The sequence below is a fragment of the Paraburkholderia sp. CNPSo 3076 genome, from assembly GCF_026343935.1.
Lineage (GTDB): Bacteria > Pseudomonadota > Gammaproteobacteria > Burkholderiales > Burkholderiaceae > Paraburkholderia > Paraburkholderia nodosa.
Genome location: NZ_JAPMAL010000011.1, coordinates 52,188 through 64,718 on the forward strand (window position 1 = coordinate 52,188; position 12,531 = coordinate 64,718).

The 12,531-nt window shown below is 62.5% G+C and carries 9 protein-coding genes and 3 pseudogenes; 4 read left to right on the top strand and 8 right to left on the bottom strand.

The genetic code is table 11. The features are described from left to right. Window positions 1–8 precede the first annotated feature (8 nt). Entirely contained in the window at window positions 9–1,364 is a 1,356-nt protein-coding gene (locus M3A49_RS14430) for an MFS transporter (protein WP_266229231.1), read from the top strand. Window positions 1,365–1,406: 42 nt separating this feature from the next. On the opposite strand, the gene M3A49_RS14435 is transcribed toward M3A49_RS14430, so the two are convergent. Both M3A49_RS14435 and M3A49_RS14440 read right to left on the bottom strand, forming a co-directional pair. Beyond that, window positions 1,407–2,630, bottom strand: coding sequence for an MFS transporter (locus M3A49_RS14435; protein ID WP_266229232.1), 1,224 nt, complete (start codon window positions 2,628–2,630; stop codon window positions 1,407–1,409). Window positions 2,631–2,644: 14 nt separating this feature from the next. Beyond that, window positions 2,645–3,097, bottom strand: a complete 453-nt coding sequence (locus M3A49_RS14440) for a MarR family winged helix-turn-helix transcriptional regulator (protein ID WP_266229233.1) — start codon at window positions 3,095–3,097, stop codon at window positions 2,645–2,647. A 575-nt stretch (window positions 3,098–3,672) separates the two neighbouring features. Here M3A49_RS14440 and M3A49_RS14445 point away from each other — a divergent pair. Then, on the top strand, window positions 3,673–4,797 hold the full coding sequence (locus M3A49_RS14445; protein ID WP_266229234.1) for a sensor histidine kinase: 1,125 nt from the start codon (window positions 3,673–3,675) through the stop codon (window positions 4,795–4,797). Window positions 4,798–4,980: 183 nt separating this feature from the next. Here the strand turns inward: M3A49_RS14445 and M3A49_RS14450 are convergent. Next, window positions 4,981–5,291 (bottom strand): annotated as a pseudogene (locus tag M3A49_RS14450) (hypothetical protein); the annotation flags it as partial. On the opposite strand from M3A49_RS14450, the pseudogene M3A49_RS14455 reads away from it, so the two are divergent. After that, window positions 5,256–5,496, top strand: a pseudogene (locus tag M3A49_RS14455) (tyrosine-type recombinase/integrase); the annotation flags it as partial. The pseudogenes M3A49_RS14450 and M3A49_RS14455 overlap by 36 nt on opposite strands. A gap of 110 nt (window positions 5,497–5,606) precedes the next feature. On the opposite strand, the gene M3A49_RS14460 reads toward M3A49_RS14455, so the two are convergent. After that, entirely contained in the window at window positions 5,607–6,017 is a 411-nt protein-coding gene (locus M3A49_RS14460; RefSeq protein WP_266229235.1) for a hypothetical protein, read from the bottom strand. A gap of 178 nt (window positions 6,018–6,195) precedes the next feature. Between M3A49_RS14460 and M3A49_RS14465 the strand changes: the two are divergent. Next, window positions 6,196–6,369, top strand: a pseudogene (locus M3A49_RS14465) (DUF1289 domain-containing protein). Window positions 6,370–6,474: 105 nt separating this feature from the next. Here M3A49_RS14465 and M3A49_RS14470 read toward each other — a convergent pair. The 4 genes from M3A49_RS14470 to M3A49_RS14485 all read right to left on the bottom strand — a co-directional run bounded on the left by M3A49_RS14470 (window position 6,475) and on the right by M3A49_RS14485 (window position 12,500). Then, a complete protein-coding gene (locus M3A49_RS14470; protein WP_266229236.1) occupies window positions 6,475–8,160 on the bottom strand; it encodes a sialidase family protein in 1,686 nt (561 codons plus the stop codon). A gap of 508 nt (window positions 8,161–8,668) precedes the next feature. After that, window positions 8,669–9,175 (bottom strand): hypothetical protein, encoded by a 507-nt coding sequence (locus tag M3A49_RS14475; RefSeq protein WP_266229237.1) that lies wholly within the window; start codon window positions 9,173–9,175, stop codon window positions 8,669–8,671. A 186-nt stretch (window positions 9,176–9,361) separates the two neighbouring features. After that, window positions 9,362–10,828: an efflux transporter outer membrane subunit gene (locus M3A49_RS14480; protein ID WP_266229238.1), complete on the bottom strand. Its 1,467-nt coding sequence runs from the start codon at window positions 10,826–10,828 to the stop codon at window positions 9,362–9,364. A 70-nt stretch (window positions 10,829–10,898) separates the two neighbouring features. Continuing rightward, window positions 10,899–12,500 (bottom strand): proton-conducting transporter membrane subunit, encoded by a 1,602-nt coding sequence (locus M3A49_RS14485; RefSeq protein WP_266229351.1) that lies wholly within the window; start codon window positions 12,498–12,500, stop codon window positions 10,899–10,901. Window positions 12,501–12,531: the final 31 nt, after the last annotated feature.

Here is a 12,531-nt window from a genome sequence, read left to right on the forward strand (position 1 = left end):
CGATCCACATGTCGTTGAGCCGCACTGCCACGCAGTCCGATGTCGCCAGGCGCACGAGGGTGCGCTACCTGATCCTCTCGCTGATCTTCATCATCACCACGCTCAACTACGCGGACCGCGCCACGCTCTCGGTCACGGGTTCGGCCATGCGCACCGAGTTCGGTCTCGACGCCATCCACATGGGCTACATCTTCTCGGCGTTCAGCTGGGCCTATGTGCTCGCGCAGGTGCCCGCGGGCTGGGTGCTCGATCGCTTCGGCGCGCGCCGCGTGTATGCGGGCAGCATCTTCCTGTGGTCGCTCTTCACGCTGCTGCAAAGCTCGATCGGCCTGCTCGGCGGCGCGGGCGCTGCGATTGCGGGCCTCTTCGCACTGCGCTTCGCGATGGGCGCGGCCGAAGCGCCCGCCTTCCCCGCCAACGCGAAAGTGGTGGCGAGCTGGTTCCCGGCGAAGGAGCGCGGCACGGCCTCGGCGATTTTCAATTCGGCGCAGTATTTCGCGGCCGTGGTGTTCACGCCGCTCATGGCGTGGCTCACGCACGCGTATGGCTGGCATCACGTCTATATCGTGATGGGTGCGGGCGGCCTCGTGCTCGCCTTCGCGTGGATCAGGTTCATGAAGAATCCGGCCGATCACCCGGGCGTGAACCCGCAGGAACTCGAATACATCGAGGCGGGCGGCGGCATCGTAAGCGGGCATCAACGCGCAGCGCGCGCCGAGCATAAAGAACGCAAGGGCGCGAACTGGGCAGTCATCCGCCAGCTGCTCGGCAACCGCATGCTGCTGGGCGTCTATCTCGCGCAGTACTGCATCAACGTGCTCACGTACTTCTTCCTCACGTGGTTCCCGATCTACCTCGTGCAGGCGCGCCACATGACCATCCTGAAGGCGGGGCTGATCGCTTCGCTGCCGGCAATCTGCGGCTTCCTGGGCGGGGTGCTGGGCGGCGTGGCTTCGGACGCCCTGATCCGCTCGGGCCGCTCGCTCACCATGGCGCGCAAGGTGCCGATCGTCGGCGGCATGGTGCTGTCGTCGTGCATCGTCGGCTGCAACTACGTGAACAGCGACTGGATCGTGGTCGCGCTCATGTCGCTCGCGTTCTTCGGCAAGGGCCTGGGCGCGCTCGGCTGGGCCGTGATCGCCGATACCGCGCCGCGCGAAGCGATCGGCCTTTCGGGCTCGATCTTCAACATGTTCGGCAATGTGGCCGGCATCGTCACGCCGATCGTGATCGGCTATCTCGTGGCGGAAACCGGCTCGTTCAACGGCGCGCTCGCCTTTGTCGGCATCAACGCGATCGTTACGGTGATCAGCTATCTCGTGATCGTGAAGGACATCAAGCGTGTGGAGTTGAAGCCCGCCTGATCGTGTGTGATTGTGCGTGCTTGTGAGTAATCGTGCGGCGCGCTATGGCTTCTCGTGGGCCCGCCGCGCGAGCGTGCGGGCCGCGACGATCGCCGCCGCGAAGCCGGAAGCCGCGCCCACCAGCAAGGCCCAGCGCGGCCCCCAGTGGTCGGCGACCCACCCGACGATCGGCGCGCCGATGGGCGTGCCGCCCAGCGCCACGGCGAGGCGGATCGCCAGCACGCGGCCACGCATGCCAGGCTCGGTGGAAAGCTGCATGAGGCTGTTGGTTTCGGTGGTGAACGTGAGCGCCGCGATGCCGATCATCACGAGCGCGCCGCCGAACCACCAGTAGCCCGGCGCAACCGACGCCAGCACGCATCCCACCCCGAACGCCGCCGCCGCGAACAGCAGCGAGACGAAACGCGGATGGCTGCGCCCCGCGCCGAAGAAAGCGCCGCTCATGGTGCCCACCGCCATCATGGAAGACAGGAGTCCGTAGCGTCCCGCGTCGGCGTGAAAGACGTTTACGGCCATCGTCGCGATGAAGATCGGAAAGTTCAGCCCGAAGGTGCCGATCAGGAACAGCATGACGAGAATGGCCCGCAGGTCCGGTCGCGCCCACACGTAGTGGAACCCCGCGGCAATGCCGCCCTTCGCAGGTTGCGCACGCCTCGCCGAACGCAGTTCGTCCACGCGCAAACGCGTGAGCGAGATCAGCACGGCGACGAACGACAGGCCGTTGAGCAGGAAGGCCCAGCCCACGCCCACCGATGCAATGACGACTCCCGCCACCGCCGGGCCGATCATGCGCGCGGCGTTGAACGAGGTGGAATTGAGCGCGACGGCGTTGGAGAGATCGGGGTCGCCCACCAGCTCCGAGACAAAGGTTTGGCGCACCGGCGAATCGAATGCCGTCGTGCAGCCGAACAGGAACGCGAACACGTACACGTGCCAAAGCTGCACGAGCCCCGTTGCCGTGAGCACGCCCAGTGCAATGGCCAGCGCGCCGAGCGTGGCCTGCGTGACCATGAGCAGCTTGCGCTGGTCGAAGTGATCGGCGGCGAAGCCCGACCAGGGCATGAACAACATTTGCGGGCCGAACTGCAAGCCCATCACGATGCCCACTGCGGCCGCGCTGTGATGCGTGAGCCCGGTGAGCACGAGCCAGTCTTGCGCCGTGCGCTGCATCCACGTGCCGACGTTCGAGACGAGCGCGCCCGCGGACCACACGCGATAGTTGTAAGTCCTGAGCGAACGAAAGAACCCGGAAGCTGGAGCGCCCATGTGCCCGCCTCGCCTTAGTCGGCCACGAGCCGCTTGGGCAGTTCGACTGCCGCGGCTAGCTGCTGTTGCTCGGCGGCCGAAAGGCGCGTGTCGATCCTGCGCGAGAGCCAGTCCTGGCGAGCCGCCCGCCCATCCTTGAGCCACTCCCGAAAGGCATGAGTGAGCGACCAGAGCGTTTGGCGCCCGTCATTGGGGTCCGGCGCGCCGCTGATATGGCCCGCCGCTTCGAGCGGCGCGATGAGCGTGCCCATGGACTGCGGGCGCATGCCCTCCGCGCGCGCGAGGCTCGACACCGTGGACGGCCCCTCGCGTTCGAGCCGCTGCAGCACGGCCATCTGGGAAGGCGTGAAGTCGCCGAGGATCGCCTGCTCGCGAAAACGGCGGCGCAGCTGCCCGACCAGTGCGCGCAGGTCGCCGGCAAGCGCCGCGGCGAGGTCGGGAGGGGGAGTTTGGGCGCGATCGGTCATCCCCGCATTCCAGGAGATATGAAGGTAAACTGCAAAGATAACCTTCATATATTTGGCGACGCGGCAGGCATGACTGCCCCTGCACAACAGACCCTGATGCGAAACAATCAAGTCTGTCGCGAAGCAATTAAGTCGGTGGACTGCTGTCGGCCATTTGCAAGACTCAAGGACGCAAGGTAGCCTCTTATAGTCAACGGTCGATGCTCTGTTACTTCCCGTCGGAAAGGGAAGGAACCCAACGTCTGCCCCATTGTCGGGAAGATTGTTGCAGGCATCCCGGATACGGCCCGGCGGGAGCAGCCTAGAATAGCGCGGCGGCTCGTTGAGCGATGCTACGTAGTCTCTCTTCGGTATAGCAGTAAACGGCCATCTTGAGACGTTCGATCGCGCCACGCGAACGACCGCTTTCGATTGCCGCCGCGCACGAGTTTGCGGCATACCGCAGACAAAAAACTTGTTCCCTTGTCACCAAGGTGCCGGGCACTCCTTCGATTGGAGGCCGTAACCAATATGCGCGTAACATAGCTACGCTGATTGCCCCAGCAGTAGCCCACTTACCGTTTGGGGAGGCGGACATGCGGCTTGCAGACTTTATCTTGCGAGACATGGAGGCGATACTTGCGACATGGGAGGCATTCGCAGCCACCCTGCTGCCGGCGGCGTCAGATATGGGCTCGGTAGAGTTGCGCGAAGAGGCGGAGCAAATGCTGCACGCCGTAGCCGCAGACTTGCGAACCCCGCAGACCAAAGAAGCCCAACGCAAAAAATCGTTAGACCAAGGTCCCACGCGGGTCGGGACATCCGAAACAGCGGCACGAACGCATGGCTTTCTGAGGGCTCGAGGCGGCTTCACTGTCAACCAACTCGCCGCCGAATATCGCGCGTTACGCGCGAGCGTGCTTCGTCTGTGGATGGACGACTGCGCGCCGGAAGCACCTGACCTCGACGACATCATTCGCTTCAACGAGGCGATCGATCAGGCGCTTGCCGAATCGGTCATCTCGTTCAATATGCAGATCGAGCAGAACCGGAACCTTCTGCTTGGCACGTTGGGGCACGACATGCGCAGCCCCCTTCAGGCGATTCAGGTGACCTCATCGTATCTGGCAGCACTGAATGCCGGAGAATCCGTATCGAAGGCCGCCGGCCGCCTGATACGCAGCGGGGCCCGGATGCAGGCCTTGCTTGATGATCTGACGGAATTCAACCGGACAAAACTGGGGTTGGGTATCAACGTGTCGCCTACGCATACCAATCTGGCGGATGTGCTTGCTGAGGAGCTGGACGCGTTGCGTGCTATTCATCCGGACAGACAGATTGAGTTGCACGTGACGGGTGATCTGCAGGGAATCTGGGACAGCCGGCGCCTGCAGCAATTGCTGGGGAATCTCGTGATCAACGCCATGAAGTACGGGGCACAGGACACACCTGTGCGCGTGATGGTGACGGGCGATGTAACTCATGTCCGGATCGACGTCAGCAACTGCGGCGCTGCGATCGAACCCGCAACGCTCGCCCGCATCTTCGATCCCCTGGAGCGAGGACGAGACCAACAGAACCAGGACGAGAGGGCGGGGAACCTCGGACTGGGTTTGTATATCGCGAGTGAGATCGCCAGGGCCCATCACGGCGCCATCGAAACGCGCTCGGATGAGACGGAGACCACCTTTTCGGTGTCACTCCCGCGTGCGAAATCGTAACTCGGCGCCAACACCCGCCCTTCGTCCGCCGAGTCGAAATGGCGCTTGAGGGTCGGTCAGCGTCCACTGGCACGCCGCGCACACTGGATCTCCATTCAACCTTGGAAGGAGATCGTCATGGAGACGCAGAAAGGCGCGGTAGGCATCCGGGTTCCGTGGAACAAAGGCAAGCTCATCAGGCAGCGACGCATGCAGCCGACTCGGGAACAAGTAGTCGGTGGGCTTCAACCTGCGGGCCACTATTCAGGCTTCAATGCTTTGACGAGTCTGCTCCGTGATTTCGAACTGAACCGGTCGCTGCGTCTTCTGCTGCATGACCATTGTCCGTGACCCGACGTGAAGCCCTGACAGATATCCTGCACAAGTAGCCGCGTCAGATCACATGCCCGAAGTTTGCTATCAATCGCGAGATTAAACATCGCCAGTTCGCGGGTGTTCGCAGCCATCTGGAGCCTAGTTCGATTTCGACGCGACAAAATACCCGGACTGTCCATCGATGGATCGCCTCCATCGGGCGTGACGATACCACCTATGGCACACACAATGCGTCGCACGAAAGCTTCGTTGATTTACCGGCGGACGAAGAACCTTCGGGCAGTGCAGTTGTTGCCTGGTCATACCAAGGTCGAGAGTACCGTTCGATACCTCGGCATTGAGGTCGACGACGCTCTCGAAATGGCAGAGCAAACAGAGGTCTAACGCGACGGCCGGCGAGAGGACGCTTGCTCGCCAGATGCAGTCATTCATACGCACGCTGGGAGTGTCCGCTTCGGACCCGATGACAACCACAAGCACAGACCTGCGCGGGACTATACGGTCAGGCGCAGCCGGTCAAACGCCGCGGCGATATTCACCGGGTTGAGATGTGTCCGATCTCGTCGAGCATCGGCTCTGACCATGCGAACGACGCCTTCATCAAGGTCGCCATCGTCACTGGCGCGGCAAGTGGCATTGGGCGCGCAATCACGGAACTGCTCGTGGCGCGTGGTGCTGTTTCTTGCCTCCGCGCGAGCCAGCTTCATGGTTGCATCGGTCGTGATGGCAGACGGCAGGATGAGCGTGAAGGTCGGTTCATAGCGTAGACGTCGTAGAAAGGGGAAACGGCGAACGGCGGATTCGGGGCGGCCTCTCGCCTTCTCCTTAACATGCGCGGCCGGGACGATCGTCACGTTCAGCCATGGCGCGCTGGCCGGCCACGAAGGGACCTTCGTTTGACGCATCGCCAAGACATTCAGACGGCCGCTCCACTCCGCAAACGGCCATCCGATCGCCGTGTGCCTGCGTCGCGTCATCGGCCATTGCGGACGCTCAGGTGTCGCCGCTCGTACGACCGCATCAGGTCGCTCTTCAGTCAATCACACCTGCGCGACTATGAATGTCAGTCCTCACTGCGATCGGATGCGTACTCTCGACCCGGAGCGGATTGGCAAGACCGGGTTCTGCACCGGCTGTTAGCGAACGCGCGAGGAAGCCAGCGGTTGGAAAAAGATGACGGACCATCGGCGGCACCAGATCCTCAATGAGAAGTCTAGTCGTGCAGCAAAGCTTCGGCATGAGGCACCGCCAACATGAGCGCAGAAATTCGCGCGTCCTCGCCCCCCCATGCGTGAATGCCGGCAACCTGATTGTCCTGGAAGACTGGGCGGCGACCTCTGCTTTAGTCGCCGCCGTTTGCGCTCACGGCAATGTGATCTTGCGGGTGAATTCGGCCGTCACGTTGGCACTTGTGGCGACGCCGAATAAGGGGTAAATAGTTTTGGGTCCGCTAGCGGCCAGACCCATGTAGTCGCCGAGGAAATGGCCACCCGCCACGGGTGCGTTAAGGATGTTGAACGAGGCGTCAGTCAGTTTCCGTTCGTTACCCCAACTGGCGGAGTTCGTGCACGCGGTGGCCGTCGAGCAGAACACCGCGAAATAGTCGCTGCCCTCGAAGCCGACAGGCGTGTTCGTGTCATTACGAAAGTCGTAGTAGGTCACCACGATCGTATTGCCGTCGCCCGACGGCACTATCGCCGGAATGTAAGCCTGCTGACGGCAGGGGTTCGTACCGTTCGACGGCGTCTTGTTGATCATCACGGGTGCTGACCAGGTCGCCCCGCCGTCATCCGACTCGCTGAAGACGATCCCGACAATCGGAATCGATCCGGTGGGTGTGATGCAGGTCCCGGACGAAAAGCGATCGTCCTGCCAGGCAAGATAGATAGCCCCCGAGACCGGGTTCACAGCGACACTGTAGAGAATGGCGGCGTCGCGTATCGGCTGACCGCTGTCAGGTGTGACCACGCTGGTGACCACGCCACGCACCGTATGAATATCGTTGGTGAACGTCGGCCCCGACCAGTTGGCGCCTTTGTCCGTCGACTTGATATAGCCGATGCTCAGGGGCGATGGCGTGACGTTGATCGCTGTGAAGAAGTCGAGCAGGGTTCCATCAGGCAGCACGCGCACCATGTTGTCGATTGTCTGCGCGTTCGTGCCCGGCTGGTAGATCGGTGCGGCTGTGCTCCACGTCACGCCATTGTCGGTGGACCGTGAGAAGAAGCTCGGGCCGGTGAAACTAAATTTTGAGAGGGGGGCACCACCCGCGCACGGCGGCGTCCCACATGTCGAAGAAAGGCCCGCCAATTGGCGCGCGATCTCAACACCGTCATTTTGCGCGAGCAGTTGGGCGCCTTCCTTCGTTGGCGGGAACACGCTCAACTGATCCCAGACCGCATAGACGTATTTGTTCGCGGTCGGATCCGCAGTGAGCGAGTTCTTGTCATTGAGCACGTGCGGCGAGTTGGTGCGGATCAGCGTAACGGGAGGCTGCCACGTCGCGCCGTGGTCAGCGGAGCGGCTGACCAGCATCCCGCTATTTCGGGCTCCGAAAGGAGTCGTCGGCTGCGCGGGGTCCAGTACCAGAGAGAAGAAGAAGGCCGTTCCGTCTTGCGCAAAATCTACCCAGGGATCGGAAGCTCGCCGGAATTTGCCTCCGGTGCACGCAGTCACGCCGGACGGAATCGAATTCGACCAGGTGCTGCCCGCATCGCTGGAGACGACGCCGACAAGCCCGCGTGATCCGCCGTCGATCCAGCGATCCTGCTGGTGGCCGACGAGGAGGCGAGATGGGTCGGTCGGATCGACCGCAATCCATGGCTCGATTGAGGTCGCAGGATACAGGACGCTGCCGAATGCCGACTGCTGCGCGTTCACCTTGTCTGCCGTGCATCCGCTAAATGGGTCGCCCGCAGCTACCTGTACTAGCGAACTCAGCGTTTGCGCATGTGCGCCTGGGCCGATCAAGCACACCAACGCAATTACGCAATCGCCTGCCATGCCATTGAAAGTAGACCGGGATAAGCGCCTGATATTGATTTTCATTCTGAGCCTCGCGAAAAGGGGAAAACGCCTGTGCATTGCCCACCGCAAAACCAACGCTTGCTACCGTCCACCAGGACATGCAGCGATGCATCTACCAAAACACACTAGGTCGCGATAGCCGCATTTGTGTGAAAAATTCATTACGGATTCCAGTTCATCACATGGCGCCCCCGCTACGATTGGCGTGGTACGAGGATTGCAGAACAACCGTCAAAACATGTATGCGCTTGCAGAAGCATGCCGCTTAATATTTACAGGGCTTACTTGCACTGATATTTTATTCGGAATACTTATTTAATATTGAATCGAAGAGTTCCGCATTGAATGGTTCATTTCGACTGCGGCTCGGTTGTAGATGATTGTGACTTCGATTACAGCTCCGACCTCCGCGACCTCGACACATGACGTTCTGCGGTAGCATCGGCGTTTTTGCTGCCGAGGGTGACGAACGGATGGCATTGAAACCTGGCGTTCGTGGTCGCGGAAAAGCGGCCTCGGGTATGAGCGCTCATCCGTTGTCAGAGCAGCCGTGCGGCGCGACCCCGCCATCTACAAGGTGGAAATACGCGTTCTGCTGCGCGTCGACAATTTCCGCCAGTCGATTGAGGATGCGACTCGCGGATCTCAGCACGCGGTCGGATTGGGCAAGCGCATGGCTCCATTGGGGTTCCTGGTAACCACACGTACCGCCGTAGTTGTTGATCGTAATCGGAGCCAGAGCGACCGGCACCGCAGAGGATGCCGCCACCGCACGCGAAAGCTTGATTGGCCCGAGATCCGCGCACATGACATCGAAGTTTTGCTGGAGAAACGCGATACGCGATCCCGTCGTCAGTTCTGTTGCGCTGACTGCGATCATCGGACCGCCCTTGTCCTCGAGTTCGGCGAATGTTGCATTGTTGAACAGGACTTCGTCATACCGCTTCGCCGCAATCTCGGAGCGGCTCCAGCGCGCGGAAGCCAGCGCGGGCCAGTTCGCAGGATTGAGGGTCCGGGCAATGAGTTGCCCCTGCACATTGCGCTTGAGAAAGAGTTTACCTCCAGCCGGTCAAACGGGCTCAGCTGTTGCGGGTTGTATCGAATGATCGGTGGGTTCACGGGCCGCGTCGCACATCCGCCAGGCAATATCAACAGCGAGGCCGAAAGTATTACGGAGTCCTTCCATGAACGCACGAAGATGTCCTTAAAGGCGAGCGTAAAATCACCTTCCCTGCGGGGCAACACCCTTTCGCTCGGCGCCCAGGGACACGGGCGTACGCGAATCAGCGACATCCACCCAGCCGCCGCCCATTGCCTGATACACACCGATCACCTGGTTATAGCGCGCGGCCTGCAAGCTCGCGAGGGCAAGCTCGGCTGAGAACAGGTCGTTTTCGGAAACCAGCACTTCCAGATAGCCGATGAGACCGTCTTCGAACTTGAGCCGCGAAAATCTCGCATATTCACGCAACGCATCGACGCGCTGTTGTTGAAGCTCGGCCTGCTCGATGGTCTTCTGCGAGCTGACGAGCGCATTGTTGGCATCGCCGAACGCACCCAGCACCGTCTGCCGGTAGACCAGTTCGGCCTGGCTCTTTTGTGCCTCGGCCGACTGCACCTGACCACCGATGGCGCCCGACGTGAAGATCGGCCCGGTCAGCCCCGCCGCGAGCGACCAGACCTGCGCCGGGCCGGAAAGGAAGTCGCCGAATGCGGTGCTGACCGAGCCAAGCGCCCCCGTCAGCGAGATCGTCGGATAGTAAAGTGCGCGGGCAGCGCCTACATTCGCGTTCGCCGCCACCAGATTCTGTTCGGCCTGCAAAATATCGGGACGGCGCTCGAGCAGTGTTGAAGGCAGATCCGCCGGGATCACGGGGAGCACGAGCTCGTTCACCGACTTGCCTCGCGGAATCGGCCCAGGATTGCGCCCAAGCAGAATGGAGATGCCGTTTTCCACGATGTCAATCTGCTGCTCGATCGCCGGGATCGCAGTTTGTGCCAGCTTGTACTGGGAGCGCACCTGCGAAAGCTCCGTCTGGGAAACGAGGCCGTCCCGATAGCGCAACTCGAATATGCGGAGTGTTTCGCTGAAATTGCTCGCAGTGGCCCGCGCGACTTCGAGTTGCCGGTCGAGCCCGCGCAACGTGATGTAGCTGGTCGCCACGCCTGTCACGAGCGAAAGCACGACGCCCCGCTGAGCCTGTTCGCTGGCATAGACCTGCGCCTGTGCGGCTTCGGTCAGGCGCCTTACGCGCCCGAACAAATCGATTTGCCATGAGGCGGACAGCATGCCCTGATAGAGATTGAATACGGGGTCGAGCGTGGGTGGCAGCGGTGGCATGCCGACCTGGCTGGCCCGGTTGCGGCTCACGCTGGCGCCGTAGCCGATCTGCGGAAGGCCCTGTGAGCGCGCGGAGCGCAGCACGCCGATGAACTGGTCGACGCGCGCCGCCGCGATGCGCACGTCCAGATTGCCCTGCAGCGCGGATTGAATCAGGTCGTTCAGCACCGGATCGTCGAACTGCTCCCACCACGCCGTGTTCACGACCTCTTCAGCCTGTGGCAAGTCGATTCGCCACGTTGCCGGCACCTGGACTTCGGGGCGACTGTAATCGGGTCCCACGGTAATGCAGCCGGCCAGGCAACTGGTAGCGGCGGCAAATAGTGCAGCACGCGTCAGCGTTCTCATGACGGACTCCAGGTTCTGCTTCGACCGCGTACGCTATGCGCCGGCGCCGCAGTCGCTTGCGACACACACATCAGGCCGCCAGGGCGAGCAGGCCACCGAACAGCAGCGCAGCAAGCAACAGCGTCAGACACGACACGGACCATCCCCGCACGAATGCATCCGTAGACTGAGCGAACCGCCCTGCCGCCGCTGCGGCCCGCTGGAGTTCGCGCAGGATCACACCCACATCCCCTACCGGTATTGTGGGGGCGTTCTTCCTCCATCGATCCCAGCCAATGGCCAGCGCCGCGCCAGCGAGGGCAGGCCAGAGCGCCGACCACAACGCCGCGGGCGCGAGCGCCTCAGGCAACGTGCCAACAGGGATATGCAGATACAACACCCAGGGCCCGATCAGCGAGGCCAGCACCATGGCCAGCCATGCGGCTGTGATCGGTGTGGGAGCGCAGGCATTGCGATGCGCCGCTGCGGTGGCACTCAGACAGCGCACGAAATGAAGCATCAGCAGTGTCGTCGCGACGGAAGACGCCACGGCCAACGAGCCTGCGAGATCCCCGCCCAGCAGATCCTTGGCCGCGTATTTTGCCAGTGCGCCGCCAGTCAACGGCAAGCCGCCCAGCCCGAGCGCGACAACTGCCGTAGGCGCCAGGACCCAGCGCAGCGATCCGGCGCCCGTCAACGCGACCACGCCCACGGCCAGAAACAGCGTGCCTTTCACCAGCAGATGATGCGCGGCATAGTAGGCGGCCGCCACGACGGTAGCGGGGTCTCCTGCGGCCAGCCCCATGCCGATCACCGCGATCAGAAATCCCATCTGGCTGACGCTCGAGTAGGCCAGCACGACCTTCGGCTCAGACTGCGTGATGCCAATCGCCACGCCGTAGAACGCGCCCAACATGCCCAGCGCCGCCAGTGGAATGCCGAAGTGCGGCGTCGCGTCGTTGAGCGTGAATGGCAGAAAGCGAACCAAGGCGATTACGCTGGCCTTGACCACCGCGCCGCTCATGACCGCCGCCGCGGGAACTGGCGCCGCGCGATAGGCATATGGCATCCAGAAGTGCAGCGGCACCAGCCCGGCCTTCATGCCGAGACCAACGAGCAGCAAGAGCAGCGTGGTGTCGCGCCAGGGCGAGCCCGGCAACGCCGCTGCCGCATCGCGAATCAGCAGGCTGCCGCCGGGCGCGGCCTGTGCCAGCAGGATCAGCGCCCCCAGCACGAACGCTTCGGCCAGCAGGGCAATGCCCAGATAGAAGCCGCCCGCATACCGCGCATCGGGCGCCCCTCCCTGGAGCACCAACCCGCTGGCGCCGACGCTCAACACCGCCAGCATCAGATAGAAGCCGATCAGATCCGCCGCCAGGAACACGCCTACGCTGCCGGTCATCGCCATGAACCAGCAGACGACGAATCCAGCGACGCCCTCGCCTTCGACTTCCCGGTCGCGCACGAAGCGCGCGGCATAGATGCCAGCGAAGAGCCACAACAGCGCCGCCGTGCCGAGCAACAACGCGCCCGGCATATCGATTGCGAAACGCAGAGCGAAACGGCTGTTGCCGAGCACGAACATTTCGCTCGGGCTAGCGCCGACGGCCGCCGCCAACGCGGGCAGCGGAGCGATCGCGAACCATGACGGCAAGCGTCGGCGAATAGTCGCCGACGCACAAAGCAGCAGCATCAGCAACGGCAAGCCAACGGCTGTGGCCAGC

Bases quoted from the DNA above. Each gene is read 5' to 3' on its own strand.
- M3A49_RS14430 (WP_266229231.1), top strand. From the start codon at position 9: ATGTCGTTGAGCCGCACTGCCACGCAGTCCGATGTCGCCAGGCGCACG.
- M3A49_RS14435 (WP_266229232.1), bottom strand. From the start codon at position 2,630: ATGGGCGCTCCAGCTTCCGGGTTCTTTCGTTCGCTCAGGACTTACAAC.
- M3A49_RS14440 (WP_266229233.1), bottom strand. From the start codon at position 3,097: ATGACCGATCGCGCCCAAACTCCCCCTCCCGACCTCGCCGCGGCGCTT.
- M3A49_RS14445 (WP_266229234.1), top strand. From the start codon at position 3,673: ATGCGGCTTGCAGACTTTATCTTGCGAGACATGGAGGCGATACTTGCG.
- M3A49_RS14460 (WP_266229235.1), bottom strand. From the start codon at position 6,017: ATGCGTCAAACGAAGGTCCCTTCGTGGCCGGCCAGCGCGCCATGGCTG.
- M3A49_RS14470 (WP_266229236.1), bottom strand. From the start codon at position 8,160: ATGAAAATCAATATCAGGCGCTTATCCCGGTCTACTTTCAATGGCATG.
- M3A49_RS14480 (WP_266229238.1), bottom strand. From the start codon at position 10,828: ATGAGAACGCTGACGCGTGCTGCACTATTTGCCGCCGCTACCAGTTGC.
- M3A49_RS14485 (WP_266229351.1), bottom strand. From the start codon at position 12,500: ATGCTGCTGCTTTGTGCGTCGGCGACTATTCGCCGACGCTTGCCGTCA.